This is a genomic window from Pseudoalteromonas luteoviolacea (assembly GCF_000814765.1).
GTDB lineage: Bacteria > Pseudomonadota > Gammaproteobacteria > Enterobacterales > Alteromonadaceae > Pseudoalteromonas > Pseudoalteromonas luteoviolacea_H.
Genome location: NZ_JWIC01000004.1, coordinates 65,722 through 83,790, shown reverse-complemented (window position 1 = coordinate 83,790; position 18,069 = coordinate 65,722). Strand labels below are relative to the sequence as shown.

At 41.9% G+C, this 18,069-nt stretch carries 15 protein-coding genes; 6 read left to right on the top strand and 9 right to left on the bottom strand.

Features of this window, described 5'->3' with window-relative positions; all coding sequences use genetic code 11:
* Positions 1-54: 54 nt before the first annotated feature.
* From JF50_RS03505 to JF50_RS03490, 4 genes are all read right to left on the bottom strand, one after another.
* Positions 55-669, bottom strand: coding sequence for a trimeric intracellular cation channel family protein (locus tag JF50_RS03505; RefSeq protein ID WP_039608130.1), 615 nt, complete (start codon positions 667-669; stop codon positions 55-57).
* A 534-nt stretch (positions 670-1,203) separates the two neighbouring features.
* Positions 1,204-3,789 carry a M14 family zinc carboxypeptidase gene (locus JF50_RS03500; RefSeq protein WP_039608129.1) on the bottom strand — a complete coding sequence of 862 codons (2,586 nt, stop codon included), beginning with the start codon at positions 3,787-3,789 and terminating at the stop codon, positions 1,204-1,206.
* 75 nt (positions 3,790-3,864) lie between these two features.
* Positions 3,865-5,244: an ATP-grasp domain-containing protein gene (locus tag JF50_RS03495; RefSeq protein ID WP_039608128.1), complete on the bottom strand. Its 1,380-nt coding sequence runs from the start codon at positions 5,242-5,244 to the stop codon at positions 3,865-3,867.
* 4 nt (positions 5,245-5,248) lie between these two features.
* A complete protein-coding gene (locus JF50_RS03490) occupies positions 5,249-6,196 on the bottom strand; it encodes an ATP-grasp domain-containing protein (protein WP_039608127.1) in 948 nt (315 codons plus the stop codon).
* 179 nt (positions 6,197-6,375) lie between these two features.
* Between JF50_RS03490 and JF50_RS03485 the strand changes: the two genes are divergently transcribed.
* The gene (locus JF50_RS03485) at positions 6,376-7,503 is read left to right on the top strand and encodes a M20 family metallopeptidase (RefSeq protein ID WP_039608126.1); all 1,128 of its coding nucleotides are present in this window, start codon (positions 6,376-6,378) and stop codon (positions 7,501-7,503) included.
* 8 nt (positions 7,504-7,511) lie between these two features.
* Here JF50_RS03485 and mutM read toward each other — a convergent pair whose 3' ends face one another.
* The gene (gene mutM, locus JF50_RS03480) at positions 7,512-8,321 is read right to left on the bottom strand and encodes a bifunctional DNA-formamidopyrimidine glycosylase/DNA-(apurinic or apyrimidinic site) lyase (RefSeq protein WP_039608125.1); all 810 of its coding nucleotides are present in this window, start codon (positions 8,319-8,321) and stop codon (positions 7,512-7,514) included.
* Between the two features lie 2 nt (positions 8,322-8,323).
* Entirely contained in the window at positions 8,324-8,815 is a 492-nt protein-coding gene (locus tag JF50_RS03475) for a hypothetical protein (protein ID WP_039608124.1), read from the bottom strand.
* Positions 8,816-9,022: 207 nt separating this feature from the next.
* On the opposite strand from JF50_RS03475, the gene JF50_RS03470 reads away from it, so the two are divergent.
* A complete protein-coding gene (locus tag JF50_RS03470; RefSeq protein ID WP_039608123.1) occupies positions 9,023-9,943 on the top strand; it encodes a manganese-dependent inorganic pyrophosphatase in 921 nt (306 codons plus the stop codon).
* Positions 9,944-10,362: 419 nt separating this feature from the next.
* Positions 10,363-11,139 (top strand): hypothetical protein, encoded by a 777-nt coding sequence (locus tag JF50_RS03465; protein WP_039608122.1) that lies wholly within the window; start codon positions 10,363-10,365, stop codon positions 11,137-11,139.
* A gap of 566 nt (positions 11,140-11,705) precedes the next feature.
* Here the strand turns inward: JF50_RS03465 and rpmG are convergent.
* From rpmG to radC, 3 genes are all read right to left on the bottom strand, one after another.
* The gene (gene rpmG, locus JF50_RS03460; protein WP_005493124.1) at positions 11,706-11,861 is read right to left on the bottom strand and encodes a 50S ribosomal protein L33; all 156 of its coding nucleotides are present in this window, start codon (positions 11,859-11,861) and stop codon (positions 11,706-11,708) included.
* An 11-nt stretch (positions 11,862-11,872) separates the two neighbouring features.
* Positions 11,873-12,109 carry a 50S ribosomal protein L28 gene (rpmB, locus tag JF50_RS03455; protein WP_023397288.1) on the bottom strand — a complete coding sequence of 79 codons (237 nt, stop codon included), beginning with the start codon at positions 12,107-12,109 and terminating at the stop codon, positions 11,873-11,875.
* A gap of 277 nt (positions 12,110-12,386) precedes the next feature.
* Positions 12,387-13,061, bottom strand: a complete 675-nt coding sequence (gene radC, locus JF50_RS03450) for a RadC family protein (RefSeq protein ID WP_039608121.1) — start codon at positions 13,059-13,061, stop codon at positions 12,387-12,389.
* A 186-nt stretch (positions 13,062-13,247) separates the two neighbouring features.
* Between radC and coaBC the strand changes: the two genes are divergently transcribed.
* The 3 genes from coaBC (at position 13,248) to JF50_RS03435 (ending at position 18,028) form a co-directional block, all read left to right on the top strand.
* Positions 13,248-14,447 carry a bifunctional phosphopantothenoylcysteine decarboxylase/phosphopantothenate--cysteine ligase CoaBC gene (gene coaBC, locus JF50_RS03445; RefSeq protein WP_039608120.1) on the top strand — a complete coding sequence of 400 codons (1,200 nt, stop codon included), beginning with the start codon at positions 13,248-13,250 and terminating at the stop codon, positions 14,445-14,447.
* Between the two features lie 121 nt (positions 14,448-14,568).
* Positions 14,569-15,156, top strand: a complete 588-nt coding sequence (gene slmA, locus JF50_RS03440; protein WP_039608119.1) for a nucleoid occlusion factor SlmA — start codon at positions 14,569-14,571, stop codon at positions 15,154-15,156.
* A gap of 118 nt (positions 15,157-15,274) precedes the next feature.
* Positions 15,275-18,028 (top strand): alpha/beta hydrolase family protein, encoded by a 2,754-nt coding sequence (locus JF50_RS03435; protein ID WP_039608118.1) that lies wholly within the window; start codon positions 15,275-15,277, stop codon positions 18,026-18,028.
* Positions 18,029-18,069 lie beyond the last annotated feature (41 nt).

Genomic DNA, 18,069 nt, shown 5'->3' with positions numbered 1-18,069 from the left:
GACTAATCCCTGGGTAAATTACGACTAGAAATTTATATTAACACCATGATATGGCTAAGCTTTATATTGGAATACATGTAACACCAAATGCCAACGAATAGCAGCAAGACGCAACAATAAAATAGTCAACATCGACACCACCATAGTGACTTCAAGTGAGACGCCCAAATGCATCAATTGCGTATACACTATTCCCCCAATAATACAGGTAATAGCATAAAGCTCACCTTTGAGTAATATTGGCATCTCATCTGCTAATACATCCCTGACAACGCCACCAAAACACCCGGTTAAAACCCCCATGATAATGACAGTGGTATCTGGCATATCCAAGCTCATGGCTTTTTGCATTCCCATCACGGCAAAAAAGGCCAATCCAAATGCATCGGCAGTCAATAATCGCTGTTTGGGCACCGTTTTTTGCCGATTAATCCACCAGATACATAATATAACCGCACTAAAAATAGCGATAAAATAGCTACTATCATGGAGCCAAAATACCGGGGTATCTAATATCACATCCCGTATTGTGCCACCACCAATGCCAGTAACCGTTGCAAGCACAACCACACCAAAGCCATCCATATGCTTGCGATAAGCCAATAAAGTACCAGAGATTGCAAAGACCATAACACCCAGCAAATCAAACCAGTGATATAGTTCAGTCATACACGTTTTTCACATTTACTATAAAACCTAAATGGTAACTGACATCCCAGGTACGCGCCAAGTATAAAAACCGGTAGCGCACTTTCACGCATGTAACAAAGCGTCCATGCGTATCACTCTTATCTTAGCAATCCATTGCCTTGATCGAACATAAAATGGGTCACCCAATTACGGACAGTTTGGCCACCCTCCCGTTCCCATACAATTCACCCTAAAACCTGTTCATGCGCCAATAAAAAATAGGGAAGAGCGATACACTTAGCGAGCGAGCACTGCACTTCAGCGTGTGCAGCTGTACTCTATAAGACACTCATAGGTGTTAAATTAACCTCGCTCACTGGCGATAAAATTAGCAGGTGACTCGGGAATTTTTCTTACCATCGACAGGCAGCATTAAGAACTAAAAATAATTAAATTAATGGGTTACGGTATAAAAGGACGCTCCATACGCTGTAAATTAATTTATTAATTTTAAGTTTATTTTTAGTTAATTGAATTAAGACAGATTCAGGGGGGTCCCCTGAATCAAGTTACTTACTCTTCACCAGAGTAATGTAGAACCAAGGGAGCTGAATAATTTGGCACATCATCATAGCTAAACACAGCATAGTACTTACTCAACTTCGCGTTACCAAAGTTATCCAGCGTATATGCATCTTTTCCGCCATAAAGCTTAACCCCATCAAAAGGAGAGCGCGGTGGATGAAAACGGTTTCGTACCACAAAGCAGCCGACAAAATCTTCGTCTTCAGGGTTTTCCCAAACTAATTTAACAACACCGCCTTCTACGTGTGCCGACAAGTTTTGTGGTGCTGTGACAGCATGTTTGCGCCTGGTAATATAATGAATGTTTAACTGGGCTGGATGTTGGTCCTGGCAAGCAGTCCAATTCACGAGCGCATTGGTGGCTTGAGATTCAGATGTCGCACGAATAATAAAATAAAAAGGCGTATGCGCCTGATGAAGCCGCTCTAGTGCCTGTAGGCTATAACTATCGAAGATAAAATGATGCTCTGCGCGTTCTCGCAACTGCTCATTACTCACTTCATAGCCGATATACTCTATCTTTTGACGTTGTTTAACAGCTTGAAAATCAACATCTTGAAGCTCCACTAGCTCAATAGTAAAACGTACATCTTTAGCGCTGGCTATGCTATTGCAGCTACGCAGTGTTAGACACGCTTGTGTGAAAACCGTTTTGTCCACCGGTAAATCTGCATTTAATGTAAAGGCCATTTGTCCATATACAATCTCGCCATGCTCATCAAATCCAGAGGCCAGTCTATCTGCTACGACTGACTCCTTATAGATGGTATTGCAACGCGTAGGCAGTAAGGTTAATTGCTGTTCTGGCACCTGATAAACAAGCTCTAAATTAGGCCGGTAGTGCAAACCGCTACCAAAAGGGCCATAGCCAATATCAAATTGCATTACCTGCGAGTCATTACCAATGGGCAATGTTTTGGGACCTTGTAAGCGTAATAGCAAACTTTGTCGTTTAATTAATGAGTTTAAGAGTGTGCGCTCAACGCCATTAAATTGCCACTTCATCCAGATCCCTTGCGTCATTTTATCTGATTCAAACGTCTGTCCTAAGGTATGAAGTGGTTTAGCCTCACTCACAGCCTGATAATCATAAATATCTGACACACTATGCGCATCAATAATGGCCACTGACCACTCGCCGTATTGTTCAATTTTGGCAGCGACTCGATTCATCGGGTACAGGGAAAACTCCGCCCGCTCGATATCAGCACCGACAGGTAAAGAGCTTAAATCAAACTGCACGACGCCAATACTCACCCCACGCTTTTTATCCACTCCAATAAACATCGAGTTATAACCAAAGTGCTCCTTATTCTTAGAGAGATAGTTTTCGCTCAGATAGCCGACAAACTCCTTGGCAGGAAATAAAGTGCGAGCACTTTGATGTCGATCTAGATGTGTTTTTAATCGCAACTCAGGACTAAAAGGCGATTTTATCTTTGTTACCTTATCTACAGCACGGATATTATAAAAATAGCTCTGTCCACTGCGCAGCTGTGAATCTCTGAAAGACAATGACTTGGTTATAGCGATTAGGCTTTCCTCACCGCAGGGGCTTTTATTACTCTCACTACGATACAACTCAAAGTAAATATCATCTCTATTGTCATATTGCCACTCAAGCTCAACGCCCTCATGATCAATTTCCTTGATAGTAAACCCGACAACACGTTCCGGTGCCAGAGGCGAGTAATTAATCGCTTCACTTAGCGCGTGTACAATTGCCGGAATATTTTCAGCGACGCTTTCCGACATATTTTTCATATAATCTGGAATGTTTCTCGTCCCCACCTCAACAACGGTGGCAATAATGCCTTTACGATAATAATATTCTCGACCACTGCCATGAATGAGCTGAGCGGGAGGCTTGCCGCGATGAATGCCATATTGCCTACCCGTCACTTTTTTAATCTCATGATTCATGTTGGCGCATAAGATATTTAAATCAGCCCCTTCTATTTCTACTTCATGGTTAAATTTGTGCGCAGGAAAAAATACATTCCCTTGAGAGTGATAATCTAGCGCAATACGAATATTGTCATGCAGCTCAACAAAATCTCGGATCGCACACGTCTCGGGCTCAGAAAACGCGTGTGGCCCACCATAGGTATTTGATCCCATATTTTGATTACGCATAAACTTAGCATCAAAATTACGGTTTAAGTCTACTCCATAAGTGCCATCACCATTGTTGCGACGATTCTTACGCCAAAACGAAAAGTGATTGCGAGAATATTCAAAACCATCCGGGTTTAAACAAGGCACCATGTACAAAGTATTGCGCGTCAAAGCATTCTGCAACTTGGGGTTAAAGCGATAATTTTCAGTAATGTACTGAATAAACTTGAGTGCCAATTCATTGCCTATCCACTCTCTGGCATGAATAGAGCCGGTGTACAATAGAGCGGGTTTATCATCGGCGTAAGTGACGTCTAAAGAGACCGTTACCAACATGATCGGTCGCCCCTCCCACGTTTGGCCAATACTCTGAAGTCGAATTAAATGCGGGTGTTCACTCATTGCAGATTGCAAAGCGTCGATAGTATCTTGATAGGAAGCGTATTGAATTTTCATAGCACAGGCTTACTCGTTGAACGAAAATAGACGGCGGCAACAGCCCCCGTCACTTGGTCTATCTGTTGGTATCCATTAGATTTGCCCAGCATGGTTTTGCCAGTGCTCGACTATTTTTTCTAATTTCTTATCCTTGAGGTTTTTCACAACACACAACTTTTGTGGATCAGTATTTAATGCTTCAACAACACCATGTGCACCGAATGTCGTCATAATGTCATCGACCATTTTTTCGCCCACACCACGGACTTGACTCAGTAACGCTCTCACTTGCGCTTCATCAAATTGCGGGGCATCATAATTATTCAGATCTTCAGCTAGCTCATCACTGGCAGGGATTGGCTGCATCGCCTTAGCCGCAACTGTTCTGGCGCCCAACACAAAGTTATCTTGCAGATTCCACACTTCACTTGGCCACTCTTCTCCCAATTTAAAATCAGTGTCTAGAATAGGAAAAGCCTGCTCATCCAGTTGCTTGAATACTTCACCGCAATCTTGGCTTGGTGTGTACTGAGAAAATCCAATGTGGCGCATCGTGCGCAGTAAACGCGCGTCAATTTTGCCGAGTTCTTCCCAGTTGTAGAGCGGGATATTAGGCTTTCTGAAGTATCCACTCGACAATAACCACATCAAGTATTGACCAATCCAATCTCGAATGTAAGGGAATGCAGCAAAGGCTGTTGCACATTCTAAGATACGTAATTTACCATCTTTACCCAGAGCAATATCACATGCCCAATACTCTGCATTTGCCGCTTTAGAAGCCGCTGTTGCGAGTTTTAATACCGACTTAGGCACCGCTTGGTAATCCATACTCCCACCTTGGCTGGTGTTGGTTAACCATTCCCCTTCAGGAGGTCTGCGCCAAAAAGCACATACAGGTTTATGCCCAATCAGCATCACACGAATATCCGCTTCCATAGGCACAAAATCTTGAATATAAAGTGGGTAATACTTTTTCTCACTCAATAAAGTCTTGGCTTCTTCAGCACTATCTACTTTATGAACAAAGTAGCCCCCATAATTTGAAGGTCCATAAGAGCGCTTAATAATTTTTGGATACTGTGCATTTGCTAGATATTGCTGCGCTCTCTCTGGAATATAAAATATTTCAGTATGTGGTGCTGGCAGCTTATATTTGCGGCAAAAATGCGTCACATTTTCTTTAGATTTATTGGAGAATTGGCTGTCCAATGAAGGCAAAAACCTGACTTCTGGCAATGCTCTGGCGATCTCTCTAAATGTTTCATATGCCGTTGCCGGAATATTGCCGATCAGGACATCTATTTTTTTACGCTTTACCTCAGCAATAAAACGCGCCTTGTCATTCCCCCAGTGAAATACCACAGTTTCAATTTTATCGGGCCACCCTTTAAAATTAGACTTGTCAAAAAAGCGCAGTACATAATCGAGATAAAGTAGTCCGATTTTAGGTAATTGTGTTTTATTTTGCATGAGATTAGGCCACCTTGGCAGATTGAAATGAAGTTTTATTGGTCACTGTTTTTTCAATCAAACCCACCATAGCTTGGATTTTAGCTTGATTAAATGTCAGTCCTAACTGCTCTTGCTCTGGGGTGGCAAAGGCAGGAATTGTGTTCACCTCTAACACCACATATTGTTCTTTTTCGCGGTCGTAAATTAAATCAACGCCAGAGATTTCAAGACCCAGCGCTTTAGTTGCTTTTAATGCCAGTGCCACCACTTCATCATTGGCTTCACGCACAAAAACGCTCCCACCGCTGGTTACATTGGTTTTCCAATCATCTTTAGGAGCTTTTCGGCCATAACAGCCAACAAACTGCCCATCTACAACATCAACACGATAATCGGTATTGTCATAATTGATAAAACGCTCAACGTAAAAGTAACGTAAATCAGTACGACTTAAAAAAGGCATGATCATATCCAGCGCCTGTTCGCCTTCTATTTTTACAATGCCGACGCCGCCCCAACCATCTGTGGGTTTATAGACTAACTTCCCCCCAAAATCGTGCAGCGCAGCACGCAGACCATCCATGTCATTTTTATGGCATAAACGATAATCTGGTGTACAGATCCCATGGCTATTGAGCAAGTGTGACGTACGAAACTTGTCTTCTGCCAATGCAAAAGCGCGATAATTATTCAGTGTAGGGATCGTTTCGTTTAGAGTTTCATAAAGGTAAAGCTGATATTGCGTTTGCTGACCCGCGTTGTAGCTCAAAAAGGCATCTAACTGCTCCATGGACACACCATTACATTCAATTCCACCATCTCGCGCTCTAGCATCACGCAGATTTAGACCTGTACTAGCTTGGATCCCACGCTCAGCTAAAGCGTGAACTAACTGTTGTTCAATTTCTCTTCCCCCGCCATTTTCGTACATCCAAATCCCGACATGAGGCGCCCGCGATACGGCAGTCATAAAGTATCTCCTTGGTTTAAAAATAGGTGCAAAAACAGAGTGATGTCTTACTAGTTAAGACCATCTGTATGACAAATTTTTGATCCTTTTACTGAACTGAAAACTGTTCATAAAAGCTTCACCGAACTGCAACCGAAAAACGCCACGATGAGCCAAACCTTCACAGGGAGAAGATTAGGATGAATCTAAACTATGCAGAATTAGCAGACTTAATACGCTGTAACTCGCACAGTAAAAATAAAGTCGGGGTGGATCAACACGGTGAACAAATGATCGCTCTCATTGAACCGCTTGGCTTTTCACTGACACGCTACCAACGTGAACATATTGGTGACCATTTACTGTTTCGCTCACCTCGTAGTTCAGGCAAACGCATATTGTTATTAGGACATCTAGACACCGTCTTTCCCAAAGATACTTTCACCGAGTTTTCCGAAGACGACCGCTATGTTTATGGGCCTGGTGTGTGTGATATGAAAGGCGGTAACTGGGTGGCACTGAACGCACTAAGACGCCTTAAACAGCAATATGGTCAACTCGCAAATATAGACTGGTTGCTAGTGAGTGATGAAGAAATTGGCAGTGACGACAGCCAAGCTTTGACGACGAAGATAGCCAAACAATATGATGCATGTTTTGTATTTGAAGCCGCAGGAAAAGAGCATGAGCTTGTCGTGGCCAGAAAAGGCATTGCAACCTATCACATCACAGTGACAGGCAAACCTGCCCATGCAGGTAATCACTACAGAGATGGCATTGATGCCAACTTTGCTATGGCAAATATGTTGTTAGAAATGGCCTCATTAACCGACCTCAAAGCGGGTAGTACTGTGAATGTCGGTAAAGTGCAAGGCGGCATTGGTGCGAACACCATTTCAGGTAAAGCAAGTATGCAGGTTGAAGCGCGATTTACAAACCAAGCAGAACAACAAAGGTTATTGGAAGGGATTGAAAACATTTGTATGGCCATCGAAATCACTGGCGTGGAGGTGGAGATACAGGGAGGATTGCAACGTGGCGTGATGGCACCAAACGCCGCACAACAGTCACTGCTCGAAGAAATTAACGACATCCTTGGGGAAGCTCAACCAATTGAACATCGTGGTGGCGTATCAGACGCAAATACAGCTTCTGCCACAGGGACGCCCACATTAGACGGCTTCGGCCCCTATGGCGATGGTGATCACACTCGCAATGAGCGTGCACTCAAGTCCAGTTTCGAGTTGCGCACTGAACAAATGACGGCCATATTATCTGAACTCTGTTTTCGAGCGAGCATAGCGACACCTGCGGCACATCAAGCATAGGGATTTTGTCAGCGTTGGCACTTAGTGCAGTACACAGTGCTACGCTGCCCTAATCGGATCTCTTGCAACGTGGTATCGCATTGCACACAGGGCTCGCCTTTTCGACCATACACTAAAAGCTCTTGGGCAAAGTAACCCGGCTTACCATCACTTTGAGCAAAGTCTTTTAGGGTTGTTCCACCTTGTTTAATGGCTGCTGCGAGCGTTTCTTTAATGATTGGCGTGAGCTTTTGATAACGTGCTAGCGAAATTTTACCAGCTTCACGTTTTGGGTGGATCCCCGCTTTAAACAAAGACTCATTAGCATATATGTTGCCAACCCCGACGACCACGTGGTTATCCATAATGAATTGCTTCACCGCAACTTTTTTACCACGACTGGCTTGATATAAATGATTGGCGTCAAAAGCATCTGTTAACGGCTCTGGGCCCAACTTAGCAAAAACACTGTGTTGCTGTTCGGGGTCTTGCCATAAAAATGCGCCAAAACGGCGTGGATCATTAAGCCGCAAGGCTAAACCGTTATCAAAGAGCAATTCAACATGATCGTGTTTTTTCAAAGGTTCACTGTGCTCAACGACTCGTAAATTGCCAGACATCCCCAAATGAAGGATCCCAGTGCCCGCTTCGCTGTCTAACAGTAAATATTTAGCTCTGCGTCTCACCGCTGAAATTGCTTTTCCCTCTAAACGCGCAACATCTTCAGGCACAGGCCAGCGTAAACGGCCATTATGAATGCGGACTTCATTGACAACATGGCCTTTGATATGAGGCTCAATACCTAAACGGCTGACTTCAACTTCTGGTAATTCTGGCATAACTATAATTCTATTGGTTTAAATAATTGCGTTGCTATATCGGCATTAAGTTCCAGCCACAGCTGTTGACGCTTAGCATAGAGCAAATACAGCTCATCAGTTCGATATAGCTGATAACTTAATGGTAATTCCTCTCCAGCTACCCAAAAAGTCGCAACCGAAATTGCTGACTCTGGATTGAGCTGAGGTGGTGCTATCGATTGTAATTCCGTGTGTTGCCAAAGCTGAACTATCTGAACAAGCTCTTGCTCGGTATAGGCTGTTTGCACTTTACCACCCAGCTTATTTTCAATACGCCACGTAGTGCCTATACGCTCTATCTTAACCCCTGGGTAGGCCATAGCCAGTACAAAGCTGTGCTCTGGCAATACCATAACCCTCTCAAATTCAGCTTGTTGCGGATTTAACTTATGATGTAGCCCATTGAGAAAGAAGATCATAATCAACATGGAGAAAATCACCACATTGTTCCAGGCTTTTCGGCTTAACCCCATAATGGCCCCATACATACTCACAGGAAGATGACTTAGATCACACTACTATACCTTGCAGTATTGCGGACCTGTACTTTTAATTGTCCAATCTACGTTATTTCATAAACACAGCTTAGACTATTTTCTAGGTCCAAAACCCCTCTGAGACTGTATTAATGTGATTAATTTTTGCTAAAATAAGCGACAAAATTTTTTAGGAGTCCGTCAATGGCAATGTATGTAGTGGGTCATAAAATCCCTGATTCTGATTCAATTTGTGGTGCAATTGCACTGTCTTATCTTAAAAACCAAATTGGTGAAGAAGCAATTCCTACTCGTTTAGGTGATGTATCACCAGAAACACAGTTTATTCTAGATCGTTTTGGCTTCGAAGCCCCAGAGCTTAAATTAAGCTATGCAGGTGAAGAAGTGTATATCGTTGATCACACAGAAAAAACACAAGCACCTGATGACATTGACGAAGCCACTGTTGTAGGTGTAGTTGATCACCATAAACTAGGTGATTTAACCACTTCAACGCCACTTGAATGTTGGATCCGCCCAGTCGGCTGTAGTAACACCATCATCAAGATGATGTATGACTTTTACGGTGTTGAAATTCCTAAGGACATCGCAGGCCTGATGTTAGGCGCGATTTTATCTGATACGGTTATTTTCAAATCACCGACATGTACAACAGCAGATATCAAATGCGTTGAAGTACTGGCAGAAATTGCTGGTATCGAAGATTTCAAAGCATTTGGTATGGAAATGTTCAAAGTAAAATCAGCGGTTGAAGGCACGCCTGCTCGCGATCTTGTAATGCGTGACTTTAAAGACTTTAACATGAACGGTAATTTAGTGGGCATCGGCCAGCTAGAAGTTATCGACCTCGCTGTGTTTGACGAAATCAAAGCAGACCTTGAAGCAGATATCGCCAAACTAAAAGAAGAAGGTGGCCGTCACTCAGTACTACTACTGCTTACTGATATCATGAAAGAAGGCTCTCAAATGCTGATTGCATCTGATGATGAAGGCATTATCCAAACAGCATACGGTCAAGCGCCTGAGCAAAGCCGCGTTTGGCTTGATGGCGTTCTTAGCCGTAAAAAGCAAGTGGTACCGCCACTTCAAGATGCATTTGCTTAATCGCCTCTGTTTAAAAAAAACCGAAGCCATGGCTTCGGTTTTTTTATTGAAATGCTAGCACTATACTTAACATGCAACCGACAAGTTAGTATTCCCGATACTATTATTACTTTTTATCACTGCAATAGAATATTTAGTGCATTAAAAAATGAATAAAGCCATATGCAATTCAATTAAAAAAATCACTCACATTTAACTTTACACAAAATAAAAAACCTAAAAACAACATAAAACCTTAATAAATATGAATTTATTTTTATAATTACACATTCTACCGCCACTAACCTTTAACATAAAACAAAGTTCCCAAAACAAAAACATTGACAAATAAAATCAAAAATTTAACAATGTTTACACTTCATCATCTTGAAGTATTATTATAAAAAGTTACTTAACTAGTAAATAAAAAGGAATTATTTATGCAAAGAAAACTATTTTATTATGCATCTCTAATGGCGTTCCTGCTATCCCCAATATCTGTCAGCGCTTGGCAAGTTGGAGGCACATATTTTAAATCGGGTAGTACTGAAGTCAAAGTTAAACACACATCATCCAGTAATCGAATAAACTCGTTAAAGTTTGATATTACTTGTTATTCCTCTCAATGTAATCGAGATCAAGAAATATATACCATCATGTATAACTTTGTGAGTGCAGTTAGAAATAATCGTTTATACACATACAGATCGTATACTCCACCACCAGGAGGTTGTACTGAACAAGCATGCAGACAACCAGAGATGATTGATTTAGATGATGAATACAGTATGCAAAATGCAGGTGTAGGATCTACCCGCTCTAGAATATTAGAAGGGCTAGTTACTGGTGCAGCGGCAGAAGTTGGATCCACGTCAATTTCAGCAATAACAAATAAACTTATCGATAAATCAAAAAACTCAAATTCTCTGGCTACTTATATAATTACAGCTAAAGTAATTGGCGGACAAAGAAAACCTATATCCATGTGTAAAGTAAGTACAGCCGGTACTTGTGACATAGAAGAAGACGTCGTATTTACACATAAAAGTGGCGACCGCGTCGACTCAAGTTTTAGACTAAGAGATGGTTCAACATCAGATCTGCGCAGACAATTACACATCCTTGAGTCGTTTAACAGCTTCAAAATGAGATGCCGTACCACTTACACAGGCTCTGGATTATGGCGAGTTGTTAATATGGTTTGCTACCCAGAATAAGGGGAGATTTAGATATACAAAATAAAGTTATTGCTTGTAAAGCTAGTTATCTTTATTTTAAATAAAAAACCGAAGCCTTCGCTTCGGTTTTTTATAAATATCACTATCAACGTGCTTATTTCGCGATACAACATACAGCATATAATTCCCCCTATAAATCAGTCGTAAAGGCCAACCAAATAAAACTGCGCAATTACCGATAAAATACGCTTTTAGAATATATTAAGATAAGAGATAAACTGTATTATCGCTTTATTTTTATATTTAAAATACTTTAAAGCTTAATATTTTAATCTACTGTAACTGTAGTAAATACAGTAACTCTCGTTATAACAAGCCATTTGATTTCACTAAACGACATAATGACAGAGAGAAAAAGTAGCCACAGTAGCATTATAAGATATCTTTGCTCATCTGTGTTATTAGTGTAGTTATATTGAACTTAAAGTTATGTAAGGTGGTGTAGTATACACGGACCTCACACTTTAGCTTACCCTCAAAAATATTAAATTGCAGGCAACAAAAAACCCAGTACAAGACTGGGTTTTTCAATTCTCAAAGCAAAATTATTTAATTTTTGCTTCTTTGAAGATCACGTGCTTACGTACTTTAGGATCGTACTTTTTGATCTCCATTTTTTCAGGCATGTTACGCTTGTTCTTGTCGGTAGTGTAGAAATAACCAGTACCAGCAGTTGAAACTAAACGGATCTTATCACGCATGATTTAGCTCCTTATACTTTTTCGCCGCGAGCACGGATATCTACTAATACCGCGTCGATGCCTTTTTTATCGATAATACGCATACCTTTAGTAGTAGTGCGTAGAGTAACGAAACGTTTTTCACTTTCAACCCAGAAACGGTGTGTTTGTAGGTTAGGTAGGAAACGACGCTTAGTTGCGTTGCGCGCGTGTGAACGGTTGTTACCAACAACCGGGCGCTTACCTGTAACTTGACAGACTTTAGACATGTCTATGTATCTCCAATAACTTCGCTCGAGCTTAATTTCCCCTTAGGCCTTACACTGGTGTGCCCCGGGTAAAAACAAAGGGCGCTCTTTATACAGCATCTGCAGGCAGAGATCAAGGATCTGATGATATCCTAGTCAGCTCATGGGTAAAATTTGATAGCGGCCAATTATAATGATCATAAGCCCCTGTGGAAAGTAAAAACTGCATTTAAATTAAACTATTTTATAAAATTTAAGCGAAATAACGGTTTGCAGGTAGAAAGTGGTCAATTAAAACTCATAATAAGCCCATATCGGCAAATGAAACACAGCGGTTACCCGCCACAATGACATGATCTAACACCTTGATATCCATCAATGACAACGCTTTTTGCAATTTGTCCGTTAAAATTTTATCTGCTCGACTGGGGTCACTCACACCGGAAGGATGATTGTGTGCACAAATTATTGCCGCTGCATTGTGCTTGAGCGCAGCTTTGACCACTTCTCTTGGATACACTGAAGCACTATTGATTGTTCCGCGAAAAAGTATTTCATCCTTAATGAGCTGATGCTGACTGTCTAAATATAAAACCATAAAGACTTCATACTCGAGCCCTTTCAATTGCATGCTTAAGTAATCAAAGACCATAGCAGGACTCTCAAATTTAAACGCGCGCTCACAGCCTTCTTTTAAATATCGTTTACACAGCTCCAAAACCGCCTGAAATTGCACATATTTGGCCTCTCCGACACCTTTCAGTGAAATAAACTCAGCTTGTGAGGCATTAAAAAGTCGCTGTAAAGACTCACACTGTTGTAATAATGAATCCGCCAATTCAATGGCGTTCATACCACTTACTCCTGTGCGTAAAAAAATTGCCAATAGCTCAGCATCGCTCAACGCACTGGGACCATCGCTGAGTAACTTCTCTCTGGGCCTTGCATGTTTTGGTAATTGCGTTAGTTGCATATTTGCTCCTTTAAAGATATTGGCCGAATCCATAGCATCCATTTCTTATTTACCATGTCAGTTGATAAAAAAAACGCTCAAAGCCTATCTATTTGTTACGTTAATCACAGACTTTGCATTCGATGATTCAAAACAACCTCATGGCTGTGATATCTTTAGCCCAGTTTAAGTTGTGAGAATGTGAAGATGAGCTTATCTGGCAAGAAAATAGTTTTGGGGATCAGCGGTGGTATTGCCGCATATAAATGTGCAGAGCTTGTGAGGCGCTTAAAGGAGCAGCAATGCGAAGTCAAAGTGGTTATGACAGACTCTGCCAAACAGTTTATTACGCCGCTGACTATGCAAGCCGTTTCAGGCGACCCCGTTTCAGACTCTTTACTCGACCCACAAGCTGAAGCAGCAATGGGCCATATAGAATTTGCCAAATGGGCAGACTTAATCTTAATTGCACCTGCAACCTGCAATACCATTGCCAAAATGGCAGTGGGCATTGCTGATGATTTACTGACAACCTTAGTACTTGCCACACCAGCAAAGGTCGCCATTGCTCCGGCAATGAACCAACAAATGTATGCCCATCCAGCAACACAAAACAATTTAGCGACTTTATCGTCTTATGGCGTTTCAGTTTGGGGACCTGGTAGTGGAGAGCAAGCCTGCGGTGATATTGGCAAAGGGCGCATGTTAGAGCCTCAAGAACTGCTTGAGCACTGTATAACAGCTCTGAGTCCAGCTCCTAAAATACTTGAGGGGCGCACCATCACTATTACTGCGGGGCCCACTCGTGAAGCACTGGACCCTGTTCGCTATATCACCAACCATAGCTCAGGCAAAATGGGCTATGCCCTCGCACATGCAGCACATTCGTTGGGCGCAACGGTGAATTTAATTTCGGGACCCGTCAATATTCCAGCGCCACAAGGCATTAATATCACTTCTGTGAGTAGTGCCGTAGATATGCATGAAGCTGCACTAAATTTAGCGACACAATCAGATGTTTTTATTGGCTGTGCTGCCGTTGCTGATTATCGTGCAGCGGATATCGCTGACCAAAAGATTAAGAAGCAAGGAGATGAAATGACGCTCACTTTAGTCAAAAATCCCGATATCATCGCTTCAGTCGCAGCATTAAAACAACAGCGCCCTTATACAGTCGGTTTTGCCGCTGAGACACAAGATGTCAAACAATATGCACTTGGTAAATTAAAAAACAAACATCTCAATATGATTTGTGCTAATGATGTTTCACAAGAAGGCCTTGGTTTTAACTCAGATAACAACGCTTTAACCTTGTTTTGGGAAAATGAGCAGTGTAGTTTGCCAGCATCAAGTAAAAAGGAGTTAGCACTCACTGTCATTAAAGCAATTGCGAGTAAACTTAGTTGACCTAGTGTTAAAAGGCTGGAAAGAAGCTGAATAAAACATTAACATAGGTCTTTATTGAGTATGGACCTAATAAAAATACACCATACAGACCAGAATAACGATAATTATTAAAGGAAAGTTCATGCCAGCGACTAAACGCAGTAATCGCAAAGAGCAAATTCTTCAATCTCTTGCGCAAATGCTTGAAACTAGCCCAGGTCAACGAATCACAACTGCCAAGCTCGCAGCAGAAGTAGGCGTTTCTGAAGCCGCTTTATACCGTCATTTCCCAAGTAAAGCGAGAATGTTTGAAGGGTTAATTGAATTTATAGAAGACACGCTACTTTCGCGGATCAATATCATCTTAGAAAATGAAAAAGATACACAAAGTCGCATTTATAACATTCTTCATTTACTACTGACCTTCTCTGAGAAAAACCCCGGTATTACACGTATTTTAACCGGTGATGCACTGCAAGGTGAGCAGGAACGTTTAAGAGAGCGTGTTCAAAGCCTATTCGAAAAGCTTGAAACGCAATTTAAGCAAGTATTAAGAGAAAGAAAGCTCAGAGAGGGCAAAGCATTTAACAGTGACGAGGCCACCCTCGCAAACTTGTTTTTAGCGCATGTTGAAGGAAAAATGAATCAGTTCGTGCGTAGTGACTTTAAGGCTAAACCAACAGCAACGTTCAATAATCACTGGCAAGAACTGCAACGTATTTGGTTGTAAATATAAGCGGTACAATACCGCTTCCAACGCTTTTTCACTTCCACACAACGCACCATGATTTTGTTTAAGCATTAAAAGTGTTACAAAGACACACTCAATAAATAAAATAGACAGAATCATGAAGTATACTTATTCGCTTATCGCAGCGGCTTTGTTTTCTGGTCAAGTAATGGCCAGCAAAGCCCAACTCGAATTCTCCGATGTTTTTGACTTCAAATATGCCCAAGGCACACAATTAGCTGAAGATGGCAAAGTGCTCGCATTCAGTGCAAAGCCTTATCGAGGAAATGCACAGGGACAAGTATATGACCTAGCTACGAATAAGCTGCTCGCGACTGTTGAACGTGGTACAAAAGCACATTTGAATAAATCGGCTACTTGGGCTGCGTTTATTCAAACTCCGACTTTGCTTGCGTTGGAAACTGCCAGTAAAAAAGAAAAAAAAGCACTAAAAAGCGATCTGGTACTTGTAAACACGCAAACCGGAAAACAACAATACTTCGAGCAAGTCAAAGACTATCAACTCAGTGATGATGGACGCTGGTTAGCCTATCGCGAAGATAAAAAAGCAGAGTCCAATAGCGCAGCGTCAAACGTTGATGCCCCTAAAATCACCGCAGATAAAAAAGATAAGCCGCTTACATTAGTAGTTGTCGATTTAACAACAAGCCAAACACAACGCTTTGATAATGTCGTTAACTATGGCCTAAGCCCCGCCGAATACGGTGTGCTATTCAGTCAACATGATGAAACTGGTGCCAATAATCAAGTTCAGTATCTCGACTTAACAAATAACACAACCAGTCCTTTATTTAGTGAGCCAGGCGTTACCGTCAGTGCCATAGCGTGGCATCCGTATTCAAGTATTGTGGCATTCAATCTTGGTAACTATGTTAACGAAGATAAACGACGTCGCAGCTACGAAGTGACGCTTTGGGACGCCAACACAGACAAACTAAATACCATAGAAAACCCAGCTGGCTGGTATAGTTCAAAAACGGCAAACCTCGAATGGTCAGAGCAAGGTGAACGACTTTATTTTGAAAATCGCCCGCTGCTGAGTGATAAGTTAGAAAAGCTCAAATATGATGATAGCGCCTCTTTGAGAGACTTTAATACCATTCGCCAACAATCTGGGCTACAAATTTGGCACAACAATGACCCTGAAATTAAGACCCGCGAGCAAAATACGTGGAAAAACACCAATCGAGAGCGCCAGTACCAAGCGGTTTATCATATAGAGTCGCAAAAAGTTGTTCAGCTGGCTGATGAAACGGTGCGCGATGTCACCCTCAATACAGAAGCCGATTTCTTGCTAGGTAAAAATGACCAGCCTTACCTAGAAAAAATCATGTATAAAGGCTTTTATGCCGATTACTATGCGGTCAAAGTCAGTACCGGTGCCAAAGGGTATATCGTCAAAGATTCCCCAAACCAGCCTTCACTTTCCCCAACAGGCAGACATGCGGCTTACTTTCTTCATGACCAACTATGGCTTAAAGATTTACATCAACAAAAAGAAACAGCGGTTAGTAAAGCGGTTAACCAAGCGATATTCGCGGATGACCAACACGACTACCCTGAACCAAACCCAGGCTATGGTTTTGCTGGATGGCAAAAAGATGGCAGCACCTTGTATGCATACAGTAAATACGATATCTGGGCTTTTGATAGCGCGACAGGCAAGGCTAAGCGCTTAACGTCTGGAAAAGAAACCAACACTCGTTATCGTGTGATCAAACTAGATAAAAAGCAGGTTGGCTTTGAAAAAGACGATACGCTCTTCTTATCTGCCCATAACTTACAAAATAAGCAAACACATGTTGCTAAACTAAGTCTTGAAACCGGTAAACTAGAAACCGTACTAGAAGGGAAAACCCGATTTGATCTGGTGAAAAAAGCAAAGCATGTTGATAAGCTGATTTTCACTCAGCAAAGCTATCACCAGTTCCCTGATTATTGGCAAACAGATAGTCAATTCACACAAGCTCAACAAATTACAAATCTTAACCCGCAAGTGAGTAAATTTGCTTGGGGTCAAAAACCTGAACTGGTTCAATATAAGGGCTACAATGGCGAAAACCTGCAAGGTGTGCTTATCAAGCCTGCTGATTATAAACCTGGTCAAAAGCTCCCTGTGGTTATTTATTTCTATCGATACATGAGTCAACGCATGTATGACTTCCCTAAAATGGAACTCAACCACAGACCTAATTTCCCAATGTTCACGTCCAACGGTTACGCGGTATTTTTACCCGATATTCGCTTTGAAATTGGTAAGCCGGGACCATCATCAACACAAACCTTGATCAATGCAGCGCAAAAGCTGATTGATATGGGCGTTGCTGACAAAGATAAAATTGGTTTACAAGGTCACTCTTGGGCCGGCTATCAAAGCGCTTATGCTGTGACGCAAACAGATATGTTTAAAGCCGTCGTATCTGGTGCACCTGTATCAAACATGACTTCTGCATATAGCGGCATACGTTTAAAGTCAGGCCTTGCTCGTCAATTCCAGTATGAAACAGGACAAAGTCGAATTGGTAAAACGTTGACGGAAGCGCCTGAGCTATACATTGAGAACTCGCCGGTATTTTTTGCAGATAAGGTGAATACGCCGATTCTACTGATGTTTGGAGACAAAGATGGCGCAGTACCATGGCAAGAAGGTATCCAATACTACTTAGCACTGCGACGCCATAATAAAGACGCCATCTTCTTACAATATGAAGGTGAACCACATCACTTGAAGCAGTTCCCAAATCAAGTGGATTTCTCCGTGCGCATGATGGAGTATTTTGACCACTACTTACGTGGTATGCCTGCACCTGAGTGGATCACATCAGGCAAGGCCTATCGCCCTGAAGATTGATACCGTCTAGTAGTGGTTTCAATGCTATTTAGGACGGGTCA